This is a genomic window from Pseudomonas sp. YQ_6 (assembly GCF_043103245.1).
Taxonomy (GTDB): Bacteria; Pseudomonadota; Gammaproteobacteria; order Pseudomonadales; family Pseudomonadaceae; genus Aquipseudomonas; species Aquipseudomonas alloputida.
Genome location: NZ_JBICJR010000053.1, coordinates 124,967 through 149,940, shown reverse-complemented (window position 1 = coordinate 149,940; position 24,974 = coordinate 124,967). Strand labels below are relative to the sequence as shown.

21 protein-coding genes and 1 pseudogene are annotated in these 24,974 nt (G+C 55.7%); 13 read left to right on the top strand and 9 right to left on the bottom strand.

From position 1 onward, the window contains the following. Nucleotides 1-57 precede the first annotated feature (57 nt). A complete protein-coding gene (locus ACF8FG_RS17905; RefSeq protein ID WP_392519025.1) occupies nt 58-990 on the bottom strand; it encodes an SMP-30/gluconolactonase/LRE family protein in 933 nt (310 codons plus the stop codon). 390 nt (nt 991-1,380) lie between these two features. Here ACF8FG_RS17905 and ACF8FG_RS17900 point away from each other — a divergent pair, with 390 nt between their 5' ends. From ACF8FG_RS17900 to ACF8FG_RS17875, 6 genes are all read left to right on the top strand, one after another. After that, nucleotides 1,381-2,322, top strand: coding sequence for a hydroxymethylglutaryl-CoA lyase (locus ACF8FG_RS17900; RefSeq protein WP_392519023.1), 942 nt, complete (start codon nt 1,381-1,383; stop codon nt 2,320-2,322). Further along, nucleotides 2,319-3,521, top strand: a complete 1,203-nt coding sequence (locus ACF8FG_RS17895; RefSeq protein WP_313364742.1) for a CaiB/BaiF CoA-transferase family protein — start codon at nt 2,319-2,321, stop codon at nt 3,519-3,521. Before ACF8FG_RS17900 ends, ACF8FG_RS17895 begins: the two co-directional genes overlap by 4 nt. Before the next feature lie 178 nt (nt 3,522-3,699). Beyond that, nucleotides 3,700-5,019, top strand: coding sequence for an MFS transporter (locus ACF8FG_RS17890; protein WP_392519021.1), 1,320 nt, complete (start codon nt 3,700-3,702; stop codon nt 5,017-5,019). Between the two features lie 136 nt (nt 5,020-5,155). After that, nucleotides 5,156-5,941: an IclR family transcriptional regulator gene (locus ACF8FG_RS17885; protein WP_392519020.1), complete on the top strand. Its 786-nt coding sequence runs from the start codon at nt 5,156-5,158 to the stop codon at nt 5,939-5,941. A gap of 142 nt (nt 5,942-6,083) precedes the next feature. Then, nucleotides 6,084-6,293: a hypothetical protein gene (locus ACF8FG_RS17880; RefSeq protein ID WP_392519018.1), complete on the top strand. Its 210-nt coding sequence runs from the start codon at nt 6,084-6,086 to the stop codon at nt 6,291-6,293. A gap of 166 nt (nt 6,294-6,459) precedes the next feature. Continuing rightward, the gene (locus ACF8FG_RS17875; RefSeq protein ID WP_392519017.1) at nt 6,460-6,669 is read left to right on the top strand and encodes a hypothetical protein; all 210 of its coding nucleotides are present in this window, start codon (nt 6,460-6,462) and stop codon (nt 6,667-6,669) included. Between the two features lie 7 nt (nt 6,670-6,676). Here the strand turns inward: ACF8FG_RS17875 and ACF8FG_RS17870 are convergent, their stop codons facing one another. Together ACF8FG_RS17870 and ACF8FG_RS17865 are read right to left on the bottom strand one after the other, a co-directional pair. Beyond that, on the bottom strand, nt 6,677-7,204 hold the full coding sequence (locus ACF8FG_RS17870; protein ID WP_392519016.1) for an SH3 domain-containing protein: 528 nt from the start codon (nt 7,202-7,204) through the stop codon (nt 6,677-6,679). Nucleotides 7,205-7,488: 284 nt separating this feature from the next. Continuing rightward, nucleotides 7,489-7,821 carry a hypothetical protein gene (locus ACF8FG_RS17865; protein ID WP_392519014.1) on the bottom strand — a complete coding sequence of 111 codons (333 nt, stop codon included), beginning with the start codon at nt 7,819-7,821 and terminating at the stop codon, nt 7,489-7,491. A gap of 293 nt (nt 7,822-8,114) precedes the next feature. Between ACF8FG_RS17865 and ACF8FG_RS17860 the strand changes: the two genes are divergently transcribed. The 4 genes from ACF8FG_RS17860 to ACF8FG_RS17845 all read left to right on the top strand — a co-directional run bounded on the left by ACF8FG_RS17860 (nt 8,115) and on the right by ACF8FG_RS17845 (nt 10,936). Continuing rightward, complete coding sequence (locus ACF8FG_RS17860; protein ID WP_392519013.1) at nt 8,115-8,441, top strand: hypothetical protein; 327 nt, start codon at nt 8,115-8,117, stop codon at nt 8,439-8,441. Beyond that, nucleotides 8,441-9,619, top strand: a complete 1,179-nt coding sequence (locus ACF8FG_RS17855; protein WP_392519012.1) for a hypothetical protein — start codon at nt 8,441-8,443, stop codon at nt 9,617-9,619. The genes ACF8FG_RS17860 and ACF8FG_RS17855 overlap by 1 nt, the downstream gene beginning before the upstream one ends. A 72-nt stretch (nt 9,620-9,691) precedes the next feature. Beyond that, on the top strand, nt 9,692-10,060 hold the full coding sequence (locus ACF8FG_RS17850) for a histone-like nucleoid-structuring protein, MvaT/MvaU family (RefSeq protein ID WP_392519011.1): 369 nt from the start codon (nt 9,692-9,694) through the stop codon (nt 10,058-10,060). 405 nt (nt 10,061-10,465) lie between these two features. Beyond that, nucleotides 10,466-10,936, top strand: coding sequence for a hypothetical protein (locus tag ACF8FG_RS17845; protein WP_392519009.1), 471 nt, complete (start codon nt 10,466-10,468; stop codon nt 10,934-10,936). A gap of 369 nt (nt 10,937-11,305) precedes the next feature. Here ACF8FG_RS17845 and greB (ACF8FG_RS17840) read toward each other — a convergent pair whose 3' ends face one another. From greB (ACF8FG_RS17840) to gmtY, 4 genes are all read right to left on the bottom strand, one after another. After that, the gene (gene greB / locus ACF8FG_RS17840; RefSeq protein WP_392519007.1) at nt 11,306-11,797 is read right to left on the bottom strand and encodes a transcription elongation factor GreB; all 492 of its coding nucleotides are present in this window, start codon (nt 11,795-11,797) and stop codon (nt 11,306-11,308) included. Between the two features lie 296 nt (nt 11,798-12,093). Next, a complete protein-coding gene (gmtX, locus tag ACF8FG_RS17835; protein ID WP_392519006.1) occupies nt 12,094-12,687 on the bottom strand; it encodes a gamma-mobile-trio protein GmtX in 594 nt (197 codons plus the stop codon). Further along, nucleotides 12,687-16,694 (bottom strand): VPA1269 family protein, encoded by a 4,008-nt coding sequence (locus tag ACF8FG_RS17830; RefSeq protein ID WP_392519004.1) that lies wholly within the window; start codon nt 16,692-16,694, stop codon nt 12,687-12,689. Before ACF8FG_RS17830 ends, gmtX begins: the two co-directional genes overlap by 1 nt. Before the next feature lie 560 nt (nt 16,695-17,254). Then, nucleotides 17,255-18,628 carry a gamma-mobile-trio recombinase GmtY gene (gmtY, locus tag ACF8FG_RS17825; RefSeq protein ID WP_392519003.1) on the bottom strand — a complete coding sequence of 458 codons (1,374 nt, stop codon included), beginning with the start codon at nt 18,626-18,628 and terminating at the stop codon, nt 17,255-17,257. A gap of 497 nt (nt 18,629-19,125) precedes the next feature. Between gmtY and ACF8FG_RS17820 the strand changes: the two genes are divergently transcribed. After that, complete coding sequence (locus ACF8FG_RS17820) at nt 19,126-20,490, top strand: hypothetical protein (RefSeq protein ID WP_392519002.1); 1,365 nt, start codon at nt 19,126-19,128, stop codon at nt 20,488-20,490. Nucleotides 20,491-20,752: 262 nt separating this feature from the next. Next, a pseudogene (greB, locus tag ACF8FG_RS17815) lies at nt 20,753-21,100 on the top strand (transcription elongation factor GreB); the annotation flags it as partial. Between the two features lie 63 nt (nt 21,101-21,163). Here greB (ACF8FG_RS17815) and ACF8FG_RS17810 read toward each other — a convergent pair. Both ACF8FG_RS17810 and ACF8FG_RS17805 read right to left on the bottom strand, forming a co-directional pair. After that, nucleotides 21,164-23,671, bottom strand: a complete 2,508-nt coding sequence (locus ACF8FG_RS17810; RefSeq protein ID WP_318078899.1) for an FtsX-like permease family protein — start codon at nt 23,669-23,671, stop codon at nt 21,164-21,166. Then, complete coding sequence (locus tag ACF8FG_RS17805) at nt 23,668-24,354, bottom strand: ABC transporter ATP-binding protein (protein ID WP_020192892.1); 687 nt, start codon at nt 24,352-24,354, stop codon at nt 23,668-23,670. The genes ACF8FG_RS17810 and ACF8FG_RS17805 overlap by 4 nt, the downstream gene beginning before the upstream one ends. Before the next feature lie 10 nt (nt 24,355-24,364). Here ACF8FG_RS17805 and ACF8FG_RS17800 point away from each other — a divergent pair, with 10 nt between their 5' ends. Next, nucleotides 24,365-24,970: an arylesterase gene (locus ACF8FG_RS17800; RefSeq protein WP_014591667.1), complete on the top strand. Its 606-nt coding sequence runs from the start codon at nt 24,365-24,367 to the stop codon at nt 24,968-24,970. Nucleotides 24,971-24,974: the final 4 nt, after the last annotated feature.

Genomic DNA, 24,974 nt, shown 5'->3' with positions numbered 1-24,974 from the left:
GTTTTTTAGCCGAGCAAAGCCCGTGCGCCATATGCACAGGGCCGCACCACGAAGTCGTTAGGCTGGAGCGTGCGAGAACATTCGCTTTCCTGAGTGGCCGGGGTCAGCCCTCAAGATGTGTCCTGTCGACGAGTCGGTGATGAACAGGCCGCGATTACCTTCGCCACCAAAGGCGAGGTTGGTGAGCGTGCGGCCTTCGGTGCATGACTTGAAGCGATAGAGCGGCACAGCGTGGGAATCAAATGCCCACACACATCCATTGCCTGCATCGCATACATACAGATTTCCTGACTCATCCAGAGCCATACCGTCTGCGCCACTCACACCCCCGGCCATAGCGGTGAACACACCCACCTTGGACGTAGTGCCATCGGGTTGAAGCGGGAGTCGCCATACTGCGTTTCCGCGAGTCATCGCTACCAGCAGTGCTTTCTCCTGAAGATCCATCACCAGGCCATTAGGGCTAGGGCCGTTATCCAGCAAACAATCCAGGCGTTGTTGCTCCAGGTCGTAGCGGAAAACTCGACCCGTTGGATCATGCATGCCTGTCTGGCCTTGATCGGTGAAGAAGAGGCGCCCCTGTCGGTCAAAGAACAGATCATTTACACCCTTGAAGCCTTCACTTCGACGATGCGTCAGGAACGGCTCGATGCGTCTGCTGATAGGGTCGAGAACGAGGATCCCGTTCTTGTAGTCGGCAATGAAGATTCGCCCGTCACGATGGATTTTCAAGCCGTTAGGCCAGCCGTCGTATTCAACAACCAGTTCCCAGTCACCCTGTGGGGAAATTCGAAAGATCCTGCCATACGGGATGTCTGTGACATAGAGATTGCCGGCCTGGTCGAAGGAAGGCCCTTCCAGGAAGCTCGCGACCTGCTGGCCTGGCTTGTTGGCTCTGACCCAGTCGGAATCCCCGTCACGCCAAAACTCTTTCGGCAGTCTGCTGAAGACTTCTGTTGGGCGTTCCTCGGGAGGGGCATACAGGCTCATGGCAAATCTCCATGTGAAAACAGACACACGACGCTGAGGCTCAAACGGCCGAGTCTGGGCCAATCTCATCAGTGTACGTTGCCTGGGATATCTTGTTGTTTCGAGCGACTGTTCTATTCGGTAGAACGTCATTGCTCTTGGTAGAACACTTTCCAAGCTATTTTCTTTGCTGTCAAGTCTCGCTCGAAACTCACGATCGCTCTCAATAGCCAGCGAAAAGCCGACCTTATCCTTTCATCGTCAGCCTCATTGACAGGTGTGAAAATGTGGGTAGATACTAAAACAGAACTTAATTCTGCCTGACAGAACAATCATAAAAACTGCGCTTCGCCTCGCAGCCGCACTGAGTGAATGTTCGGACAGGCTCTCCCCAGTAACAGGAGAACCTCCGTGAAAGAAGCGACAGATATCGACATCCTCGTCAGCGAAGTCGGGCCCAGAGATGGCTTGCAGAGCGTCAAGGCCACCATGCCTACCGAATTGAAGCTGGAGTGGATTTCAGCTTTGGCGGGCGCGGGCTTGAGAGAGATCGAGGTCGGCTCGTTTGTATCTCCGAAGCTGCTGCCGCAGATGGCCGATGCGGCCCAGGTCGTCGCTCATGCCCTGACCCTGCCGAACCTTTTCGTCACTGCCCTGGTGCCGAATCTCAAGGGTGCCGAAGCCGCTTTCAACGCTGGTGTGCACAAGATCACGCTGCCCATTTCCGTTAGCGAGCAGCACTCGATATCAAACATCCGCAAGACACACGCTCAAGTCTTCGATGAGGTTCAGGCGGTGGTTGCCTTGCGTAATGAGCGCTTCCCGAATGTCCTGATCGAGGCCGGCGTTTCGACAGCCTTCGGTTGCACACTTCAAGGCGTCGTAACCGACGACGAGACCATGGCGATTGCCTTGAAAATGGCGGAACTAGGGGTAGACGAAGTCGGCCTTTCAGATACGGTCGGCTACGCCAACCCGGTTCAAGTGCGTCGACTTTTCACTCGTCTGTTCCAAGAGCTCGGCGCGCTCGCAGGCAGCGCCCACTTCCACAACACTCGGGGCCAGGGTCTGGCCAACGTCGTCGCTGCACTGGACGCAGGCGTGAAGACGTTCGATGGCTCTCAAGGCGGCTTGGGCGGCTGTCCATACGCGCCGGGTGCTTCGGGCAACATCGTCACTGAAGATTTGGTGTACCTCCTTGAGTCGATGGGCCTGAAAACCGGCGTCGACATTGATCGCTTGGTTGCGGCACGTGAGGCACTACGCCGTGGGCTTCCCGGAGAGCCTGTCTACGGCTTCATCCCAGATGCCGGCGTTGGCAAGAATTTCACCTATGCGAAGGAGGCCATATGAGCCTGCACGAAGAACAATCTCTCCCCCTGTCTGGCATTCGCGTAGTTGAGTTTGTCCACATGGTAATGGGCCCAACCTGCGGGCTGCTTCTTGCGGATCTCGGCGCCGAGGTTATCAAGGTGGAGCCCGTGCCGGAGGGCGACAACACCCGTCGACTGATGGGATCGGGTGCCGGCTACTGGATGACCTACAACCGCAACAAGAAGAGCTTTGCGGTGGACATCAAGTCCGAGGAAGGCATGGCCGCTGTGAAGAAATTGCTCGCCACGGCAGATGTCGTGACTGAAAACTTCCGTCCTGGCGCCATGGAGAAATTGGGCCTGGGCTACGAGCAAGTCAAAGCCATCAAGCCGGACGTCATCTACAGCTCGATGAAGGGCTTCCTGCCAGGCCCCTATGAGAAGCGCACGGCGCTGGATGAGGTCGTACAGATGATGACGGGCTTGGCTTACATGACTGGGCCTGTCGGGCGCCCATTGCGCGCCGGAGCCTCTGTCAACGATGTGATGGGCGGTATGTTCAGCACTGTCTCAATTCTTGCCGCCCTGCTGCAGCGCAAAGAGACTGGCCGTGGTCAGTTCGTACAGACCGGTCTGTTTGAAAACTCGGCCTTCCTAGTCGCTCAGCACATGATGCAGAAAGTCGTGACCGGTAAAGCGGCAGCACCAATGCCGAGTCGAATTTCGGCTTGGGCTATCTATGACGTTTTCGAGACTGCCCAGAATGGTGAGCAGGTCTTCATGGGCGTCGTCAGCGACAGTCAGTGGGTCTCATTCTGCGAAACCTTCGACTTCCCTGAATTTGGAAAGGACGCCGAACTGAGTCGGAACAACCAGCGCGTTCAAGCTCGAGACCGAATAATTCCTATGGTGCGGGAGCGCTTGTCTGGCATGGATAAGCAGACCGTGATGGCTCTCTGTGAGAAAGCCGGCTTGCCGTTTTCCCCCATTCAGCGACCGGAAGACATGTTTGAGGATGAGCACCTTAATCAGTCTGGCGGTATGGCAGAGCTGACGTTGCCAGATGGCGAGCAGGTGAAGGTGCCGATGCTGCCTTTTGAGATGAATGGCCAACGCTTTGGCGCTCGTCTCAATGTCCCGACCCTAGGCAGCCATTCGAGAGAGCTGCTTGCACAGCTGGGTTACGGTGACGACGAGATCACTCAGCTCGAAGCTAGCGGCACGGTCAAAACTGCCTAATCACAACTGATGCAAGCCTCCTGCCAGGGCTCGCTAGCGACACCCTTTTCACATCGAGCTCGAAATGACTCTCGGGCGAAATCAGCAGCGCTACTGGTACTGGATGTACTAGAAGCCTGTGCTCACCGATGGCCCATCCAGCCACGGTATTCATAACAACAAAACCGAGGATACAGTCATGGCTAATGTCACGACCCCGGATACCCATTTGTCCATGCCGCAGCCTGAAGTCACATCTCTGTTGCAGCAAAGAGCAATGAAGAAGGCCGCTTGGCGGCTTATCCCATTGCTGGCACTGGCCTATTTCTTCAACTACCTGGATCGCACAAGTGTCGGTTACGCAGCCCTGCAGATGACCGACCAGCTCGGGCTGACTGCTGCTCAGTTTGGCCTGGGTGCAGGGATCATGTTTGTGGGCTATTGCCTTTGCGAAGTCCCCAGTAACCTGGCCATGTACCGGTTCGGCGCACGGCTCTGGATGGCTCGAATCATGATCACCTGGGGACTTGCCGCAGCAGCCACGGCATTCGTTATCGGCCCCTATAGTTTCTACGTTGTTCGTTTCCTCTTGGGTGTTGCCGAGGCCGGCTTCTTTCCTGGAGTAATCTTCTTCCTCACCCTCTGGTTCCCTGCCCAATACCGTACTCGGGTACTGGCTTGGTTCACAGTTGCAACGCCGATCTCCTTCCTTGTAGGTGGCCCACTTTCTATTTACTTGCTTCAAATGCACGGTGCTTGGGGGCTCGCGGGATGGCAGTGGATGTTCATCATTGAGGGTTTGCCAGCTTGTGTCCTGGGGCTCATCACGTTGAAGGTGCTTGCCAATCGGCCTAACGAGGCCAAGTGGCTGTCCCAAGAAGAGAAGGACGCTCTCACCGGCATGCTGGAGAAGGAAAAGGCGAACACCAAAAAAAGCCACGGCTTCGCTGCAGCACTGAAGGATCCGCGAGTGTGGATCTTGAGCTCCATCACCTTCAGCTTCACCATCGGCACCTACGGTATCGGTATCTGGCTGCCGCAAATGCTGAAGGCGCAGGGCGTAGAAATAAGCTTGATCGGATGGGTCGCTGCAGTACCGTATTTCTTCTCAACCATCGGCCTGTTGTTCTGGGCCAAGCATGTTGACCGGAGCGGACGCGGGATCTTGAACCTGATCACAGCGTTGGTACTGGCCGGCCTTGCTTTGATCTTTGCGGTGAATATGAACGCCCTGATTCCAGCGCTGGCAGGCATCACACTGGCCCTGGTGGGAACAATCTCGGCGAAAACGATCTTCTACACGCTGCCGGCGAAGTTCCTGAGTGGCCAAGCTGCTGCTGGGGGTATTGCTCTGATCAACTCCATAGGTGCATTTGGCGGGTTCGTCGGGCCATACCTGATGGGTTTCCTGAAGGACTACACCCAGTCTTTCACGGCGGGCCTGATGGTCATGGGATGCATCCTATTCTTCGCCGCCGTGATGGCATTGTCCCTGCGACTGTTTATGCATGATGCCTGAAGTCTGATGTTGGTAAAGCAGAACGTTGTTCTGGACAATGGACTAGCTGCTAACCGTACTCACAGGTAAGGTATCAGCCATCTGAACGGCCCCTTCAAGGGGCCGCTTTTTCACGATTGTGCCGAGAAGAAGTCTGATGTCACCAAAAAATGAGCCAACGGTAGCCGAAGCTTCCAAGAACAATGCTGACGGAGGGGTGGCAGCGGTTGATCGAGCCTTTGCGATCCTTAGAGCTTTCGAGCCTGATCAAAGCACTCTCCCGCTAGCTGAGATCGCTCGTCGCACTGGTTTGTACAAAAGCACCATCCTTCGACTCATGAGCTCTTTGGAAAGGGCTGGATTTATCAGGCGCCTGGCTGACGGGCAGTATGCTGTGGGCCATGAGCCTCTGCGATTGGCTCAGATTTACCAATCCTCTTTCCGTCTACGCGACACGATCTATCCGGTGCTTGAGGCACTGACTGAAGAGAGTGGCGAGACCTCTTCGTTCTACGTGATCGAGAACGATATCCGAGTGGTACTTTTCAGAGTAGAACCCAAGCGAGCAGTGCGCTTCAGCATCCATGAGGGTGACCGATTCCCGCTGCATGCCGGAGCCTCCGGAAAGATCCTCAGGGCATTTGGCCCGCCAGCTGATCGCGCTTTAGCTGAGGTGCGGGAACAGTTCTGGGCAGCTTCGTTCGGAGAACGTGACCCAGACACATCATCGATCTCTGCTCCTGTGTTTGGTGTCGGCCATGAGTTCAAAGGTGCTCTCACGCTGTCAGGCCCCTCCGAGCGTTTCAACAAGGATCAGCTCCAGGCGGCTCGACTATTGCTGTTGAAGCGTGCTGCCCAGGCGACAAGTCTGCTCGGGGGAAGCAACAATGAGTTACTCGCCGCTTTACAAAAGGCGGGGGAAAATAGGATTGCAACTTTTTAAATTGGGTCGGTTGCTGCCATTTACCAATGACAGTTGTGGATCGGAGGCAGCCATTCGCGAAAGTCAGTTAGTGGCCATTTGCAACCATTCGATGTGTCTACGAAACCAAAAGCGAGTCAGTTAACAACGCAGAGGCAAGCAGATGAAGCGAACACTGCTGGGAATGGCGGAGGCAGGTGAGCCTCTACTGAACCAAGCGCTGGAGGCCATCAGGGCTTACAACGAGGCAATGGCCCAAGGCCGATCCGACGCCGATCTCGAGCGCCTTCGCATCGAGGCGGATCATCTGTACCAGACTGTGATTGACTATCAACTGCACAAAGCCGGTACACTAGGCGAATCAGTACACTAATTCGAAATGTGCCGTCGGCAGGCCGCTTACGTAGCAAAGCTGATTGCGAGGCTGTCCTCAATTAGATCTCACCTCCTTGGAAGTGCCCAAACTGCTACCGCGGAAGCTAACGTAATTCAGGCAGGCTATGGTTCAGCTATTCGCATAGACCCTGAGGATTTCCATAATGGCGAAGGATCTCAACAGCGTTCTACCTCCAGATCATCCAATGTACTCGGACGCTGTAGAGGCTATGAAACGGTATCACCAGGCACAAGCCGGAGGTATCACCGGAGCGGAGCTTGAGCGTTTCCGGCTGCTGGCTGAACATCAGTTTCAGGCCGTTACTGACTATCAGCTAAGCGTCCTTGGCGGCCCAGCCAAGCCCAATCATTAGCGATAAGTTAAACGCCATACCGTTTGTTTCCCCCAGATGTGATGCAGTAGCGGCCGCCTCTAGGGCCTATGCAGACACGACCAGAGGAGCAGGGGCACGATGATCCATATTCAGGTGTTGAGCTGCGAACTGGTTGCGGAGCAGGGCGCTCCCTTTTGGGCTGCGAGGTGACAAAGCAGTTCGAGCCGCTGCAGAGGTTTTTGTAGGAGATCCATCGTTGTGGTTGGCCGTCGAGGCTGATTCGCGCCCATTCCGCTTTTTGCTCATAGACCTGAACCTTCTCCCCTCGCTTGAGGCTGGAGATCACTTTCCCTCCCGGTTGAGCGCGCAGATTCAGCTTGTCCGCGTTGACGAAATGCTCGGGTGCCGAGGCTTGTGTAGGTTGTGGTGCTGGTGATGAAGTTGAGGCCAAAGTGCTAACCGGCGCCCGGCTGACTGGTGGCTCAGTTTTAGGAGAATCCTTCTTGCCAATGGCCCAGATCATCACGAAGAGAACCAGCAGAGGCAGGAGCCATGATTGACCTTTCTTGCGCATATCCTTTGCACCCTCTAAATGATTCTGTCCTTTTTAGCGGTGGCTAGCTGGGGCCTAGCGAGCAATTCTCCATCTGCCACCACCGATGTTATTCAGCTTAGCCGAGTGAGGCGGCTGTGAGCGGCAGCAGCCTTAGCGGCATCAAGCCGTCTTCGGAAGATCACTGAATGAGAGACACCAAGCGGAGCGCGCCGGGCTGATAAAAGGCCTGCCAAGGGCTGAGTCGTCGCAAGGCGATGGCTCGGTTCACGACAGCCGGGCCAGTAGGGCACGCCCTCAACGCTCTACAAAGCTTTCAACATGCGCTCCAGGCTCTGATGCTCCCATGTCGATAACAGAGCAACCGGATCTGTCCGGTCACCAGGATCGAAATCCCAGCGCTGCCCATCCGGGCTCACGCACCGCTCGCAGTAATCCAGTTCGTCACAGTCGTTGTAGATCGTGATCCGCCATCCATCTACATCCACTTCAAAATGGCAGGCGTACACCTGCTCCCAGGACTGGCTGCCAATCTTGGTCATTGTCCGGCGCCCGAACACCGCTTCTCGTAACACCTGGCTCACGTCCCGGGCCGTTAACGCGCCTGATGGTATGTCGTGCCGGCTGTGTTCGGTCATACGCTGCTTGAGCCTCTCAGTGATCAGCCACCGATAATAACCTGTGTCAAAGGAGCTCCGTAAACACACAGGGTAGGGGCGTTTGGTGGATGCAGTGACAGGAAGAGGCTGGAGTACAAATGTGCTCCGTGTGCCTAGGGAAAGCTGACTTGCTCCATCTCGTGCATCCGGCTGGCAGGTTGCGCTGCCTCCACGAGCGACAGTTCAGGCAACGTGGCGATCCGTCTTCTTCTGGCATGCAGCCTTTGAGTCATCTCTGGTGTCTTTGATGTATCGCTAACGAGATCCGCGCTATGAATCCAACGACACCAGACGGACGCTACTTCGTTGTCAAAGGTGAGCTCTGGCGCAGCACGAATCCTTCATTGAGTGAATGCGAGCGGCAACGCCTTGTGCATGCCCTAATGGATGCTCGACGAGATGTCAAAAAGGCCAAGCGCGCTGACGATTCGAGCATGCTCAAATCTGCGCGTGAGCGAGTGAATGCTGCCAAAGTGGGTCTGGGCGAGCGGGGGCCCGTTTGGTGGGACGACGGCAGCCCGGACTACAATCGCTGTCGGGTAGACCTTTCGCCATACGCTGATTGGTACAACGCTTTGGATGCCACAAAGGGTGAGTAATGTACGTCGAAAAGACCTTCACACCTCAACAGCTATTTGAAATGGTGTGGGAGCGATCTGTCCTCATCATCGCAAAGGAAATAGGTGTCTCGGATGTGGGCTTGTCGAAGGCCTGCCGCAAAGCGGGGATCACTTTGCCTACCCGGGGGCATTGGGCCAAGCCAGTCTCAAAACGCCCGCGTCGTCCAAAGCCCCCAGCCTCCACCACGCCAATCACGTTTCACGTTCTAAATGTCGAGAAGGCTGCCAGGCTGAGGCCAGAAAATGTGATCAAAGACCCTAAAATCTTGATCGTGCCAACGGAGTTATCTGACCCCCATCCATTGGTAAAAAAATGGCTAAGTGCAGCGAGGAAGGCCAAAGAGCTCAACAATGCACTGGTATTCGACAGAACAAAGGTATTGAACTCGCACATCTCCAGGAATGAGGTGGATCGCTGCGCGCTTCTCTACGATAGCTTGATCAAAGCCAGTGAGTCGTCGGGGTACACCTGGGGTATTGGTAGTAACGGTAGCTTCGTGCAAGTTGACGGGGAGGAGCTACTGATCACAATCCAGGAGCGGATAAAACGCTTCGATATTCCACCGCCCCCTCCGAAACCTTTCAAGCCTGGGCAGCAATGGAGGCCTGACGTTACCGCGATGAGAGCGGCTCGCTTTGGGTGGGAGCCCACTGGCGTAATTTCCCTCATCGTCGATGCACGATCCGAGGTTCTCATTCAAAAAACTTGGACTGACAGCAAAACAGGGATGCTTGAGTCGAAGCTCGGTCAGATCCTCACAGGTTTCGTTCGTATCGCCCAATCTGTGAAAGCCCAACGATCATCCGAAGAAGCTAGTCGCCGTCGATGGACTGAGGAGGAGCGGGTGCGCAAAGAAAGGATTTACCAGCAACGTCGTTTGGAGAACCTGCGCCAGAATTTGATGAAAAATCTAGTAAGCTGGGAGCGCGCTCAACGGCTGCAAGCATTCATCCAAGCGACGGTTCAAAGTTCGCCTCCGGACGAGGCAACTCAAATGGCATTGGCAATGTGGGTTAGCTGGGCTACACAACAAGTCGAGCTGCTTGATCCATTAAAAGTAGATATCCCGAAAGTTATTGAGCTGTCCGTGGACTTGCCAAACTCAGAATGTGGCTACTGGAGCAGCAGCAAGCAAATCGGGGACTGGTGGCCCTGATTTTCATTTGGTTTTGAACTTGAACTGCGTTAGGATTCTCTTAAGATCATCTACACACTACGGAGTATGCACATGTCGCGGCTTGCAGAGTTTAGACAGCTTGAACAAAAATTGGCTGCCCAGCTGGCAGAATTGGAGGCCATGAAAGGCAGCTCTGAGCTGCAGAAAGAGATTGAGTTTGAAACCAAATTGCGTGGTCTTTTGGCCAAATATGGCTACAGCTTGCGCGATATCGTAAATATTCTGGATCCAGCAGCAACTCGTCGTGTTGCTTCTCCTGCTGTATCGCAGAAAGCGCCTCGCCGGGAACGTCAGGTAAAACGTTATGTCCATCCTGAGAACGGCGAAGTTATAGAAACGAAAGGGGGTAATCACGCGGGCCTGAAGGCCTGGAAAGCTCAGTACGGTTCGGATGTCGTGGAAAGCTGGCTCGCCCGCTAAGCTAATTCCTCAGCCCGGTCAGAACCATTGATCGGGCTGATATCATAGTTTCTTTGAAATAGTTACAGTGTAACTGGCATCTCGCGTGTGGCATTCATTGAGCTAGACGGTATCGTGGTCTACAGTGGCTACCATATGCGCTGCATACCCATCTCACGATTGAAAAAGGGGCTCTTCCCTCGGCAGACCCTGATGCTTGCATCCGACGCGACTGACGAAGTTGATGGCATCACCCATTGGGAGCAGGACAAAGCGGCAAAGTCCCCCTTCTGACGTGGGTCAGGGGGTGGATGCTGATGAGCGCGGCCCTCTGCTCAGCGAAGTCTACACCCGCAAGTACGCAGGCTAGGAATCGATGGGATCTGGAGGAAGGTGCGCAAATGAAAGATAGCTATGGGGCTAGCTATGAGCAAGCATCAGGTACCTAATAAGCTTTCCCAGCTCGCCTTTGAGTTCTTCTACTGGTTTTCGCGATTTGAGTTTTGCCTAAAGGAAAACGGCTACCTCAAATCGGAAAAAGCCGGGGATAGGGCCGAGCCAGGTTGGGGCGCGTTTGTAGGTGCATTCGCGCAGAAGTATGAGCTCTGCGCTATTGCCTGCGAGCTCCTCGCCGCCCCACCGGATCGGCAAGTTGTCGGTGCAAACAAGTCTCTGGACTGGAGGCCTCTGCGGTTTGATAGCTGTGGCTCTGATCTTGAGAAGGTTGTCCTGTCGGTGAAAACTGTACGCAACAACCTGTTTCATGGTGGTAAGCATGGCGCTGCCGGCTGGGACGACCCACAGCGAACTCATTCGCTGATCACCTTGAGCTACAAGGTGCTGGAAAACCTTGTAGAGCTCGCAGACTTTCGAGCAGACTATGAGCGAAGGTACTGAGGGCTTGGGTTAACTAAAGGCACATAGGAGCCTAACGGTGAGCCATGGTGGCTCGTCTAACGTGTCACCAGTCTCTGGCCTGAGCCAGTTTCTCTCTGAGCTCCGGCACGAGGAAAGCGGTGTCACGGTTATAGGTTGGATCTGTTGGAATGCGGCTTCGTGGTTCGCCATTCCCTCTTTCATAACCTGTATGCGTCGATGCCAAGTACGCTTGGTGTCCTGATCTTTTAGGTATTGCTCGTTGCCATAAAGCCTCAGCGCCCAACCAAACGCGTAGAGGTAGTCCTTGTAGTGATCGAAAGCCGTGTTGGCGACGTTTACCCGATTATCTTGCTGAGTGAAGTCAGGAGGGCGGATGAGTAAAGGCAGTCACGGTTGTGAGGGCGCATGGTGCTCATACGATATGCTTGCGACATACCAGGTCGCTTCGCCTGTTGGTGTTTGCACCACTACCTCATCGCCTTCTTCTTTTTTCAAAAGCGCACGCGCCATGGGGGAGTCTATTGAGATGTAGTCATTTCGTCCATAAATCTCATCATAGCCAACAATTCTGAATCGCTTGCTCTCACCGCCCTCATTTTCAATTTCGACCCAGGCGCCGAAGAATACTTTGCCTTCTTGCTCCGGGGAGTAATCGACGACGCGAATATCCTCAAGCCGCTTCCTTAAATAGCGAATTCGTCGATCAATTTCACGCAGCAGCTTCTTGTTGTATTGATAATCTGCGTTCTCACTCCGATCACCAAGGGACGCCGCCCAAGTGACCTTTTGGGTGATCTCGGGGCGATAGGTGTGCCAGAGATGGTCGAGCTCTGCCTTCAGGGCGTTATGGCCTGCGCGGGTGATGATGTTAGTGGCCAATCTCGGCTCCTATGGTTAATCGGGCACCGAGCGCTCTTCTATCGGGCGCTCGACGATTGCATGATGACGGTGACATTTTACCGCTTCGGCTGAGAGCCTTGAGCCACCACGTATCCTCTGTGCGAGCCTATCACGCTGAGGAAGGCAGAGTGCGATGAGCAAAGGGGGTCTTCACGCAGTGTTGCTCATGATCGATCTCTAACTCGGTGGAGAAGGGTGAGGTCAACTGCACCACAGTAAATGGTGCAATCTTGGTGTACAGCTTGGGAGACCCGCAAGCCCGGCGGGGCAAAAGGCTAGAGATGCTTCAAGGCCTTATCAATCGCATTCATTGTACCTGGTCTGAAGAGCTCGTCATTGTTTGGCCCGTAGACCTCGCCTCGTGGCCCGCGCGTGAGTGAACGCTTAGTAAAAAAGACTTCAGAACTGATGTATTCCAACGCCCGTCGCTCTCCTGGTAGTAGCTTGAACTGTGCTGCCGGCTGTTGCCGTAGGTCGATTTCAAACACTCGATCGCTTGGCAGCACCTCTTTGATTATCCGTTGTGCTGCCCTGAGCTCCGCCAACAGCATCTTGGCCAAGAGCTTCGTTTCCCCCGTTGGTAGCGCTTCAATCCACCCGTACGGCCCGGTAGCTTTAGGCTCCTTAGGCCCTACTTTGGGTGCAAACGAGTCGATCAGTGCGCGGTAGTTGGCACCGCTCGCATTATGCAAGCTCTGTGTTGCCGGGACGCCGTATGCCTTGCCAACGCGAGAAATCATCGCGTAGCTGAAATCGGTGCTGCCTCGCTCGCGTTGCTCATTGCATGCCATGTAAACAGCATCGAGCGTTTTGTGCGTGCGGGGTTTGCTGGTGGCTTTAAGCTGTGCCAAGAGCTCTTCGGGGGTCATCAGGCATACTCCTCATGCGATTGCAGAACTACCGATTCGCCCACCTGCTCGAACGTATATTCGATCACACCCGCGTCTTGGGTATTGCGTGTTCGTTGAGCGTTATCATTTTCGAGAGCGTAGGTAAGCACCGCGCTGGCTTTCTCCCCCTTCAGTAGCATCTCGAAGGATTGCGTGGTGAGCCTTTGGTTTTCTGGTAGATCTCGCATCAGCAATCGTCCATCTACAACTGCGTCCAGGTTGTCCCATGATCCCAGGCGTGAAAGCAGGAACTGGGTAGCCTGATTGCCGATGACCAGTTGCTGCCGCTTGTCCAGCCGGAAGAATGTCGGCTGAAGCTCGTTCAGCTGCAGAAGTCGATCCAAGTGCTGAGAGCGTGTCGTGAGCGCCAAGTCGGCTTTGGCTGAGACGTAGATCTGAGCATTTTCGCAGACCTCGCTCAACTGTTGGAAAAAGGATGTTTCCTCAAAGGCAAACATTACCTCATGTTCTTCTTGAATGATAAGTTGAGTGGCGTTTGAAGCATGGTCGTTGTCAACCTGTTCGTTGAGGGCGGCTTGGCACTGTTCCACTAGTCGCTTGATTCCATTCATGTCCGACAGATACATGTCTGCCGTCCGGGAAGCAGTGGAAATTTGTCCATAGTTGCCATTGATCTGAGATTCAAGTTCATCTAGCTCTGTGGTATCGTAAGTCCCACCCGCATTTTCAATGTCACTCTGATCTTCCCTGCATTTTTTGGCGCGCTGCTCCAAGTCGTAGTTGAGCTCTTCCATATCATGGATGTGGTCAAACTGGAACTTTGCCGCAAGCGAGATCTCATTGCTCAGAGATAGCAGGCCTCCCAAGAAAACTGGCCCAGTAATGAAATGTCTACAGCGAATGCAGTTCTCACTTCCAAGGTAGCCCGCAGGTACGTATGTCCACTTTCCGACTTCTGCCATGAAGCCGTCGTGGCAACGATCAGCAGCATAGGGGCATAGTCCGTAATCCCTGAACAACGTACTGCCTGGCGCTAAACTTCCTGCAAATCGAGCAATGGCTTCAGAATTGTTTGTGATCAATGCATGTCGCACCTGCTCGGTGCGACCCTGCTGGATTTTCTGCCAGTCCTCTCTAGCCTTGGAGGACAGGGCCCGCTTCTCTGCCTCCGTAAATTTTAGCCGCATCATTTTTTCATTGATTTTCACGTAGTACATAGTCATGACAACAGAGCTGTGACCTACGATCTTAACGATCATTTCCATAGGAATACGCTCGTCCATAACATAGGCGGTAATCAAGCTGACCCGCATGGTATGAGGAGTATAAATAGAGGTGTAGGAAGTGACTCCATTCGGATTTCCGTTTAGTGTTGCCAGTTCGACACTTTTAGGTTGTGAGTTATAAAGAGCGATGGCGATACGGTTGTGAAGTCTAGGGGAGAAGCTTCCGCTGCATTCTTCTGCTCCGAGCTCGCGGAATAAAAAGCAATTGCTTCCCTTGGCCAGAAGATCATTTTCTGAATAATTTGTATGGCGGCACTCAATCCAAGGCATCGCCCTGATGATCGGATTATATTTAGTCTGCCATTCCCTGAGTCTGATACACCACAGGCCAAGTGCTGCTGGCATCCAAGGCACGTCATAGGTTTGGCGCTTGCGTGAAGTTTTGTTGGTTGTGACATGCATGCCAATTTCATCGTCGTCATACCGTTTGATGAATCCCTGTGGCTTAGGCTTGCCTTTAATTCGATTGGGATTGTTAATCCATGCAATTTTACCATCACGAATGACAGGGATTTCCTGGTCACCCTCCCCGGAGTCAGCGTAGGCAATCTGAATACCGCGTAGCGGCACTGAGGCAAGGGCGTAAGTATGCATCCAGGCGGCTGGGAACCAGATACGGCACTTTCCGTTCACGAACTTGTAGACGCAGTTAGGGTCGTCAGGGTCAATCAGGTTTTCATCGAATTCATACCAGTCAGCCTCAAACTCATGCAGGTGAGTGAGGTCTGAGAAACTCTGAGCAGTAGGGGGAATAATCCAGTCCCGCAATCCGGCTACGTGGTGGAATGCCAGACAAGGTTTGACGGTTTCACTTGGCTGAAAAATGGGTGCGATTGCCGGATTGATCACCATGAATGGATCCCGGGCTCCCTCAATCATGATACGTTCGCGGGTATCTTCGCACTCAATGCTCAAATTGCTACTAATATAGTGTTCAGAAAACTCCTTGAGCGCGTTAACTACCTTGCGCTGCAGCGTTTCCTTTAGGGTGGTGATATAGAGTTTAAATTCATCTGTGTTGAAGCGGTCTGATGTGAAAATGTCGGTTGGATGGCGACCGATTTTCCTGGGGGCGAGAAAGTCGCGAACGTAGCGGACAATGTAGTTCTCTTTGGTCGAAGCGCCCCTGACACTGCGTAAGAACTTTACGATTGCCGGTTGCCACTGCTCATAAGGCGCACGCAAGGTCGAAATAGTATAAGGCTCTGTTTTTCCAAGGAAAGAAGTCCAGTTGATCCACTCATCATCATATACCTTGTCAGGTGTGAGTGGAAAACGATTGTCGCCAGTTTCAATGATATGGGCCTTGTACTCTAATGCAGAACTAAGGCCGAGCGGCTGAAGTTTTGCAACGACTTCCTCGTAAGAGTATGGCTTGATCATGTCGCATAGATCAAACCAGTTTACCCAGTCGTGAGGGAAACACCGCTCCGGATTCGCAGGAAGGCATGGGTGTTGCGATAGCTTTTCTCGATACTCTACACTGTTTTTTATGCCGAGATACTTTACGGCAAATTTGAGTTCCTCAAGAGTAGAGCACTTCTCGGGCAAGATAAAGTCGGCCCAAGTGGTGTAATCCTTATATACGTCACGTGGGGCTCCGGGAAGTTTTGGGTCTCCGTGCCGAAGCCGCGCATAATCGGTAATTGAAACAACGCCCAAGTCACGTGCGGCTGCCGCTGCCGCGCGCATCGTTGGGTAGAATGCACCAAAAAGGAAAGCGTGCCATCCGGTCTTCGGCCATGCTCGCTGATAAAAGATGTCTGGCCTTTTGGGGAGCATGGGGTCTTCGCTGAAGCGGGTCAGATAATCATTTTTGACATCGATCCCGAGTTTGCGGACGGCAGCAGTAGCTTCTTCGATAGTGGGATACTTTGGTTGCCCGCCCAGGAAGTCTTCCCAGTCTTTCCAGTTGGGATACGCTCTATCTGGCGATGGGGGGAGGCGAGTATCTTCAGAGAAACATGCATGATATTCGCCTTTCGTGGCAATACCGAGCGCCCGCACGGCAGCCTGGGCTTCATGATAGTGTTCGTAGGGTTTTCGAGCCAGCCCCAGAAAATGCAACCACCCGTGCCACATTTTCTTGTAGGTAGACTCAGGGCCTGCGGGGAGGCGAGGATTCTCTGCTCTCAATTTAATGTAGGCCGCTCGAGTTGTTATGCCTGCATTTCGTACCAGATCTCGCGCATCTTCGTATTTGAGGAGTGCTTCCTTGCCCAGACCCAAGTAATCATTCCATCCATTCCATTCCTTATAGGCTAGCTGAGGAGCTGCATAGAAGCGTGGGTCAATATCGATGCAGGTGTCTCGATAGTCCGACGCAGTACGGAAATGGTAAGAGCGTGCGATTGCGCGGGCCTCATAATAATCTGAATATTTTTGCTCTTTGTCGAGAAAGTCAATCCAGCCCTTCCATTCAGAAATGTATGTTTGGTCTGGTCGAGAAGGGAGTCTGAAATCTCTTTTGTAAAGTTTTAAATATTCGGCGGATGAGGTAATGCCAAGTCTCAAGACTGCACACTTGGCATCTTCAAAGCTGTGGGTTTCGGGTTCGGCTTGCCCGATGAAATGCAAATGGCCACGCCATTCTTCTGGATAGTATTCATGAGGGGCGCTCGGTAGGCGAGGATCCTCTGTGCGGCGCTTTTTATATTCTCTAACGGTTGTGATTTTCAAGCGAATACACGCTTCGCGTGCTTCTTCAAACGTTGGGTAGAAATTTTTTATCTTGCCCATTTGGGGGCTCCAGTAAATTAATAAAAGAAAATTGATATGCGGTCAGTTTTTAATCAGGTACTACTTGATGTGCCGCATCCGTTCGCCGAGTTGCTGCGTAGCGTGGAAGGAATTTATCCGCTGGCGGAGAGGCTTTGTGGCTAGGTTTATGGGTGTGGGAGAATTTGAATGCTTGTTTTCGAGTCTTGCTGTCTGCCTATTTGGATTTCTCAAGTTAAGGTCTCCTTTCTCTGGCTGGTTAAGCAGAGTTAGCTTCCCCCGGTTGTCCTCGTCGGCTTTCTCTGTGGTCTGATTGTCGATGTTGTGTAGGGCAGATAGGAAGCCGCCAGCCGTCTGTTCAAGATAATTGTCCAGAGTGTCGGTGATGCGCTTTAATGATGTTTGACTGCTGTGCATTCTTGGCTCTCTGGAAATTACATTGACTAGTAGGTGCTCGGGGTGTTTTTATAGGGCGAGCGCATTCATGCCTCGAAACCTTCGTCGTAGGTTTAAAGGCGTCTTCAGTAGGCCGATGGCACTTTACTGATAGGTGTGCGAGCCTTTGTGGGTCTGGGTAGAATCTATGGTGATTGCGGTGCGTCCGAATTTGGGAGCGTGGCTTTATGCGCAGCCTCAACTTGGCGCATTTTCTTGCGAAGATCCGAGTTGGTCGGTTGGATATACACTTGGCAAGAGGTTACGCATTTATGGTGCATGGCTTTTTTGATCTCGACAGCACTGAATCCAGCCTCTGCAAGTCGATAGCCATAGGCATGTCGATGTCCGTGTTCGGTAGTGCCATGGTATTTGGCCGGCTCCAGACCAATTCTCTCTACGGCGGCACGATGCAGACGCTGGAAATTCTTGATGGTTTCAGGCTCGCCATTACTGTTGGTAAATGCATACGGGTGTCCCAAGCCTTTCGGTTCTACGCGCTGATAAAGCACGTAATTACGAAAGGCCAAGAGAAATTCTTGAGCTTTCGATGGCGGGAAGAACTGAACTTCAAAGTAACGTTGATTGTTAATGGCGGGCGCCTTCCAGCCGGCATGCTGGGATTCTGATTTCAAATAATCTGTGCGTGGCTTTAGCCGGAATTTTTTAAGTAGATACTCTCTGCGGTTTGCATAGTTGTCGTTCTTGACTTTCCCATCCGATGGATGGTGGATGGTCACGACTGCTTCCATTAGATCTTCATCAATATCTATGTCGTCAAGGTAAATGTGAAATGCCTCGCTTTTACGAATGCCGCCACTGTTCATCAGGATTGTTATGCACTGACTTTTCCAATCGGTACGCAGGTTTTTTTCCTCGTCTTGCTTGCCTGCAATCACGAAACCTTCATCAAGAAGCCTGTGGAAGTGCTTTTCAGGAAAGCGCTTTACTTCATCGACAATCACGCTTGATTGTTGCCGTCCCACCTCGCGGGTAAAGAAGTTCGCCTCTGCTTGCGCGTCGCTCGTTAAGTGATTCAAGAGCTTGTTGTCTTGGCGATGATGGTAGGCGCACCAATTCAGCCGCTCCTCATAGCCAGAGGCGTCCCTGATCGGGTTCATGAGAACCCCACTGTGGCCTGGTTGACGAGTGAGCCAGTCGGTGTATCCCGTCAATAGGTTGATCAGGTCGTCGGCAGTCTCCGTCGTGCGGGGCCCCCAGTACAAGCCTGTCGGGTCTTCCAGGCGCTCGTCGACTGTTCCGTAATACAGCGCATGCCGAAAACCTTTGAGGAGGTCTGTGGGCGAGGTGAAAGGGATGCCGCCGTGGTCAACGAAGGTGAGCAGCAGCCGGACGACCAGGTTCACTTTCTGGTGCCACGATTGGCTCCGATGCTGCTCACTCTGATACTGCAGCAGGGAGGTCAGGATGCCCTTGTCGGTCAGCACAGCCGGCAAGCGAATCGTCTTCACATTGGTCGGCCCCCGGTAGTCGACCTTGACCTTGACGACAGCGTTCATCGATCGAGATCTCGGATGAGGAGGGGACGAATGAGCTGGGGGCGCTTGTTGATGTGGGGCCCATTCGAAAGCGGGGCGACGGTGCCGATGTGGGTGGAGGTCTGATTGTCGAGGCGCATGCAAAATAGATCCTAGATTTTGGGAGTGGGGGCTTGACGTCTTAGGTATACTCGGTATATATTGTTAATAGCTATAAATATATGTTAGCACTATTGCTTTTTCTTTAGGAAGCGCTTTTGCGTTTTTCCTACTATTTTGTGCCTGCCTGCCTGCCTGCCTACCTACTCATCTGTCTGCCTCTGTCTCTCTGCTTGATCGATTCCTTGAGCTCTTCCATCTGTCGCTGCTTGGCAAGCAGATCTGGAGGCGGCCGGGTGTTGGCATCCGCTGTGAGGGAGCGCACCCATTCCGCCTCTGGCGCCTTTATATAGAAGGACGCAGACTCAAGGTGTGGCGACCGTGTGGTCGGGATGGTGATCGCAAGGAGTGTGGTGCGAGTGATTGCTGAGTTGAAGGATGATGATTTCCCAGAGATCTACGAGTCCCTGGTGGGCTTGCTCCCCGATAGGCCGTGGGTCAAATGGGTGTCGAGCTTGGAGCATCAGCTTGGCGAGGTGCCTCTGATGCGTTCGTTTCTCTGGAGCCGGAACATCATTGCCTACGGGCTGAGGGAGTTTGATTCTCACGGGTTGCAGCCGCCAACCTCAGAGTCGTGGGGTGCCATCAAGAGTGCGCTGATTTTTGCGTCGCAGGTCTTGTTGCTCTGTCGGCAACACTCATCTGATGGCGGCGCGGAAAGTCAGGGAAAGCTTTTGGGTCGGGTGCGGCATGCCATCAAGGCTCCAGATGGTATGCGTGGGCTTCGCTTGGAGCTCATGGTGGCAACGCACCTGAGTCGGCAGGGTTGCGAAATTCAGTGGATGGAAGAAGACGTGGGAGTTGGTACCTTCGACTTGCTCGTCAAGCTTCCTGGCGGTGCTTCGGAGGAATCAGGTGGTGCTTCGGAGGAGCCGGGTGATGTTTGGGTGGAGGTCGAGTGCAAGAGTATTTCCGCTGACCGGGGAGAGCCATTGACAGAGGAAGAATTCCACCTGCTGGTCGGCCCCATCCTCCAGCTCATTGAGCCGCGTTTGCTCCAAGTGGAGCGCCATTTTTTTGGCATCTCGGTTGTCTTTACAGACAAGCTGCCCAAAGGGGCGGCGCGAGGGGCGGTCGTCGAGGCTGTGGCGAGTGCAGTTGGCAAAGCGAGATCTGGAGAAGATGCATTTGAGGTGCCAGGCGTTTGCCTGGTGCGAGTAGTTCTCTCTGATCTTAGGGAGGTGGTGGTCAAGGGTGAGGGGCTTGTGAGGGAGGAGGCCTATGCGCTCGCCGATCATCTGATCGGGGCGGGGAACGGTTTTCGCTTCATCAAGGGGTTTGGAGATGAGTGCTACCTTTCGATTGATTTTCAGGCCGCGCTCCCGAGCAATTTCGAGGCCGGGCTCGGCAGTGTTGCAAAGCGGGCTGTTCGCAAGCAGATGACTGGCACGCGCCCGGGGTGTTTGGTTGTCGGGGTTGAGCGTCACTCCGGGGCTTCGCTCGAACAGGTTTCACGCCAAGAGTCTGATGAATTGGCGCAAAGGGCTGCCAAGCTGCTCCGTGATAGCCCGCACCTTGCTTCAGTCGTTTATGTCAGTGCGCCGATTTTGGAGCGAATTGAGGCTGCGGATGATGGTTGGAGGCGGGCAGGGGGATCGGCAGCGCTTGAAGGTCAGGAGGAGGGGCTTGTTTCCGAGGGGGAGCTCAGTCGCACGTATGCGTTCGACAATCATGCTGGTCATTACCCGCACCTTCGGCTCAGTCGGCTTTTCGGGGTTGGCTGAGCATTGAGTCTGATTTGGGCTGCACCAGACTGGTGTCAATCGCGTCCGGGCCTCAGCGCACCTTCAAGGGCGTGTGCCTCTCTAAGGTTTTCCCCGATGAGTCCGCTGCTGCTATTTGGGGGAGGACTTTGAGTGTGCGCTTACCGCGCCGGCGATTGATCCAGTCGAAGGTGCTCGGCCCACTGTAGCCGTTGTGGTGCCGGGGCTTGAGGGGCTGAGGGGCGGGTTGCTAGAAATAGTAGGGCTTGGGGTGGGGTGATAATACCAGTACAACAAGAAGCTGCTGCGCGAAATCGACCGCAGGGTGCGATACCTGCGCAAGCGGCTTGAAGATGTGAAAGTGGTGGCGTACTCGCCCGAGCAGGAAGGCAAAGTGTTTTTCGGTGCCTGGGTTGAGATCGAGAACGACGAGGGCGAGACCATGAAGTTTCGCATTGTCGGCTACGACGAGATCTATGGGCGCAACGATTACATCTCGATCGATTCGCCCATGGCCCGTGCCTTGCTGAAGAAGGAGGAGGGTGATGAGGTGGTGGTGCATACACCTACCGGTGAAGCGACCTGGTATGTGAGCAGCATCCGTTACGGCCAGGGCGTATCGACGAACTGACTGGCCCGCCTTGCGTCAGCTTGAGGCATGTGCTGTCCCTGCAGAGGCTCTGACAGCCAGGCCTCAAGCCTCGCGCAACACCGCCAGCGGGCTGGCATTCAACGCCCGCCGCGTTCCCAGCACCCCAGCACCACCCACCAGCAGCGCCCCCGTCAGCGGCAACACCAGCAGCCACGGGTGCGGGCTCCACTGCAAGTCGAAGGCATAGCGGTACAGCACCCAGGTAATCAGTTCGCAGCCCACGGCCGCCAATAGCCCGCTGGCCGCACCCAGCAGGCCGAACTCGATACGCCGGGCCTTGACCAGCAACGGCCGCGCCGCGCCCAGTGCGCGCAACAGTGCGCCTTGGCGAATGCGCTCGTCCAGCGTGGCCTGCAAGCCAGCGAACAGCACTGCCAGCCCGGCGGCCAGCACGAACAGCAGCACATACTCTACCGCCAGGGTTACCTGGGCGAGAATGCTGCGCAGCTGGTCGAGCAAGGCATCCACCTGCAGGATGGTCACCGCCGGAAACGCCCGTGACAGCGCGACGACATCCAGGTCATGCCCCGGTGCCAGGTAGAAGCTGGTCAGGTAAGTGGTCGGCAGCCCCTGCAGCGTGCCAGGCTGGAAGATCATGTAGAAGTTCGGCTGGAAGCTGTCCCAATGCACGTTGCGCAGGCTGCTCACGCGGGCCTGGCGCTGCTGGCCGCCAATATCGAACGTCAGCAGGTCGCCCATCTGCAGTTTCAGGCTGCTGGCCAGCTCCGCCTCCACTGAAACCCCGGGGATGTCGTTGTCGGCTGGCAAGGCTTGCCACCAGTTGCCGGCGGTCAGCACGTTGCCTTCGGGCAACGCGGCGGCCCAGGTCAGGCTGAGGTCGCGCTGCACGGCGCGCTCGCCTGCCGAGTCCTTGCTGACCACCTGCTGTACCGGTTTTTCATTGATTTGCACCAGGCGCCCGGGCGTCACCGGGTACAGCGGCGCTGAAGCGGCATTGACCTGGTGCAGGTGTTGAATGAACAGCTCACGGTCATCTGGCAGGATGTTCAGGGCGAAGTGGTTAGGCGCATCCTTGGGTAGCTGTGCTTGCCAGGTATCGAGCAGCTCTGCGCGCAGCAGGGCGACCAAGGCCATGGCCAGCAGTATCAGGCCGAATGCCAGGGCTTGGCCTGCTGCCGCCATGGGGTGACGCAATAGCTGGCCCAGCCCCAGACGCCAGGTGAGTGGCGCACCGGCCAGCAGCTGGCGCAGGCTGCGTAAACCGAGCAACAGCAGGCCGCCGAGCAGAAGTGCAGCGACCAGACCGCCACCGAGCAGGGCAAAGGTGAGCAGCAGATCGAGGCTCAGGCGCCACATGATCAGGCCCAGGGCGAGCAGGGCGGCGCCGTACACCAGCCAACTGCTCGCAGGTATCGGCAGCAGGTCACGGCGCAGCACACGCAGAGGCGGTACTTGGCCCAGTGCTGCAATCGGCGGCAGGGCAAAGCCAGCCAGTGCGACCAACCCGGTACCGATACCTGCCAGCGCTGGAACGATGCCGCCGGCGGGCACCACGCTCGGCAGCAAGCCGTGCAGCAGGCGGAACAGGCCCAGCTGAGCCAGCCAGCCGAGCAAGGCGCCGGCCAGGGCAGCGACCAGGCCGAGCATGGCCAGTTGCAAGCAATACAAGCCCAATGCCTGGTGGCGCGACAGGCCCAGGCAGCGCAGCAGAGCGCTGGCGTCCAGTCGGCGTGCGGCATAGCGACTGGCCGACAGTGCCACGGCCACGCCTGCCAGCAGCACAGCTACCAGGCTGGCCATGTTCAGGTAGCGTTCGGCTTTGCCCAGCGCGCCGCCGATCTGTTGGTTGCCATCGCGGGTGTCACGCAGGCGCTGGTTGGCGGCCAGGTCTTTTTCCACGGCCTGACGGTACTGCGCCAGCGCCTCGGCATTGCCGCGCCACAGGTCACGGTAGGTGACCCGGCTGCCCGGCTGGATCACGCCGGTGGCTTCCAGGTCGGCCAGGTTCATCATCACGCGTGGGGTAAGGCTGTAGAAGTTGTTGGCGCGGTCCGGTTCGTAGGTAAGCACGCGGCTCATGCGCAGGGTTTTCATGCCCACGTCGATGCTGTCGCCGATCGCCAGCCCCAGTGCCGCCAACAGGCGCGGTTCGACCCACACTTCGCCAGGGGCAGGGCCGCCGCCGGGTGTTTCTTCGGCATAGGGTGCCGGAGCGCTGCGTACTTGCCCGCGCAACGGATAGGCGCCGTCGGCGGCCTTGACGCTGGACAGCTGGATGCCATTGTCGCCGCCGACCACGCTGGTGAACTCGACCACGTGTGCGTGGCGCAAGCCCAGTGCCTTGCCGGCATCGAGTTGTTGCTCGCGGGCCGGGGCGCTGCCCTGCAGTACCAGATCGGCGCCCAGGAACTCGCTGGCGCGCAGCTGCATGGCGCCGTTGAGGCGGGCGCCGAAATAGCCGATGGCGGTGCTGGCGGCTACCGCCACCAACAGGGCAAAGAACAGCACGCGCACTTCACTGGCGCGAACATCGCGCAGCAACTGGCGCAGTGCCAGGCCACACAGGCGGGACAGCGGCATATGGCTCACCAGACCTCCATCGGCGCCACAAGGCGGCCCGCGTCCAGGCGTATCTGGCGCCGGCAGCGGCGGGCCAGGCGTTCGTCATGGGTGACCAGCACCAGGGTAGTGCCGCGCTCCTTGTTCAGCTCGAACAACAGATCGCTGATGCGCTCGCCGGTGTGGCTGTCGAGGTTACCGGTGGGCTCATCGGCGAACAGCACCGCAGGCTGCGCGGCGAAGGCGCGGGCGATTGCCACGCGCTGCTGCTCGCCGCCCGAGAGCTGCCGAGGTGTGTGGCTCAGGCGCTTGCCCAGGCCGACCCGCTCCAGCAAAGTGCGAGCCTGTTCGCGGGCATCGCGGCGGCCGTCCAGTTCCAGTGGCAGCATGACGTTTTCCAGTGCATTGAGGCTGTCGAGCAACTGGAACGACTGGAACACGAAACCCACATGTTCGGCTCGCACACGGGCACGCTGGTCTTCATCCAGTGGCCCCAGGTCGTGGCCGGCGAGCATGACGCTGCCAGCGCTGGGCCGGTCGAGGCCGGCGAGCAAACCGAGCAGGGTCGACTTGCCAGAGCCCGAGGCGCCGACGATGGCCAGGCTGTCGCCTTGGGCCAGGTCGAGAGACAGTGCGTGGAGGATGGTAAGGTCACCTTCCGCGCTGGGGACCACTTTGCTAAGGTTCTGCGCAACGAGAATGCTGGGGCTCATGGAGAATCCGATGCGAGTGTGGTGGTTGAGTGCCGGTCTGGCCCTGTATTGCCTGGCCCAGAGCGCAGCGGCAGGAACACTGCTGGTTGTTGGCGATAGTATCAGCGCCGGTTTTGGCCTGGATAGCCGTCAGGGCTGGGTGTCTCTCTTGCAGGCCCGCCTCAGGGACGAAGGTTTTGACGACAAAGTGGTCAATGCTTCGATCAGTGGCGACACCAGCGCAGGTGGCCAGGCGCGGCTGCCGGCGCTGCTTGCAGCACATAAACCGAGCCTGGTGGTGCTGGAACTGGGCGGCAACGATGGCCTGCGCGGGCAGCCGCCTGCACAATTGCAACAAAATCTTGCCTCGATGATCGAGCATTCGCGTCAGGCAGGGGCCAAGGTGCTGCTATTGGGCATGCGCCTGCCGCCCAATTATGGTGTGCGTTACACCACCGCCTTTGCCAAGGTGTATGAACAGCTGGCAGCGGACAAACAGGTTCCTTTGGTGCCGTTTTTCCTCGAAGGGGTAGGGGGAGTGCCTGAACTGATGCAGGCTGATGGCATCCATCCGGCCCAGGGGGCTCAGCAGCGCCTGCTGGAAAATGCCTGGCCGGCGATAAAACCCTTGCTGTGAAGCT

Coding starts and splice junctions, on each gene's coding strand:
- ACF8FG_RS17895 (WP_313364742.1), top strand. CDS start 2,319: ATGAGCCTGCACGAAGAACAATCTCTCCCCCTGTCTGGCATTCGCGTA.
- ACF8FG_RS17880 (WP_392519018.1), top strand. CDS start 6,084: ATGAAGCGAACACTGCTGGGAATGGCGGAGGCAGGTGAGCCTCTACTG.
- ACF8FG_RS17855 (WP_392519012.1), top strand. CDS start 8,441: ATGTACGTCGAAAAGACCTTCACACCTCAACAGCTATTTGAAATGGTG.
- ACF8FG_RS17870 (WP_392519016.1), bottom strand. CDS start 7,204: ATGCGCAAGAAAGGTCAATCATGGCTCCTGCCTCTGCTGGTTCTCTTC.
- ACF8FG_RS17805 (WP_020192892.1), bottom strand. CDS start 24,354: ATGAGCCCCAGCATTCTCGTTGCGCAGAACCTTAGCAAAGTGGTCCCC.
- ACF8FG_RS17865 (WP_392519014.1), bottom strand. CDS start 7,821: ATGACCGAACACAGCCGGCACGACATACCATCAGGCGCGTTAACGGCC.
- ACF8FG_RS17890 (WP_392519021.1), top strand. CDS start 3,700: ATGGCTAATGTCACGACCCCGGATACCCATTTGTCCATGCCGCAGCCT.
- ACF8FG_RS17850 (WP_392519011.1), top strand. CDS start 9,692: ATGTCGCGGCTTGCAGAGTTTAGACAGCTTGAACAAAAATTGGCTGCC.
- gmtX (WP_392519006.1), bottom strand. CDS start 12,687: ATGACCCCCGAAGAGCTCTTGGCACAGCTTAAAGCCACCAGCAAACCC.
- ACF8FG_RS17845 (WP_392519009.1), top strand. CDS start 10,466: ATGAGCAAGCATCAGGTACCTAATAAGCTTTCCCAGCTCGCCTTTGAG.
- gmtY (WP_392519003.1), bottom strand. CDS start 18,628: ATGAACGCTGTCGTCAAGGTCAAGGTCGACTACCGGGGGCCGACCAAT.
- ACF8FG_RS17800 (WP_014591667.1), top strand. CDS start 24,365: ATGCGAGTGTGGTGGTTGAGTGCCGGTCTGGCCCTGTATTGCCTGGCC.
- ACF8FG_RS17905 (WP_392519025.1), bottom strand. CDS start 990: ATGAGCCTGTATGCCCCTCCCGAGGAACGCCCAACAGAAGTCTTCAGC.
- ACF8FG_RS17860 (WP_392519013.1), top strand. CDS start 8,115: ATGAATCCAACGACACCAGACGGACGCTACTTCGTTGTCAAAGGTGAG.
- ACF8FG_RS17875 (WP_392519017.1), top strand. CDS start 6,460: ATGGCGAAGGATCTCAACAGCGTTCTACCTCCAGATCATCCAATGTAC.
- ACF8FG_RS17830 (WP_392519004.1), bottom strand. CDS start 16,694: ATGGGCAAGATAAAAAATTTCTACCCAACGTTTGAAGAAGCACGCGAA.
- ACF8FG_RS17885 (WP_392519020.1), top strand. CDS start 5,156: ATGTCACCAAAAAATGAGCCAACGGTAGCCGAAGCTTCCAAGAACAAT.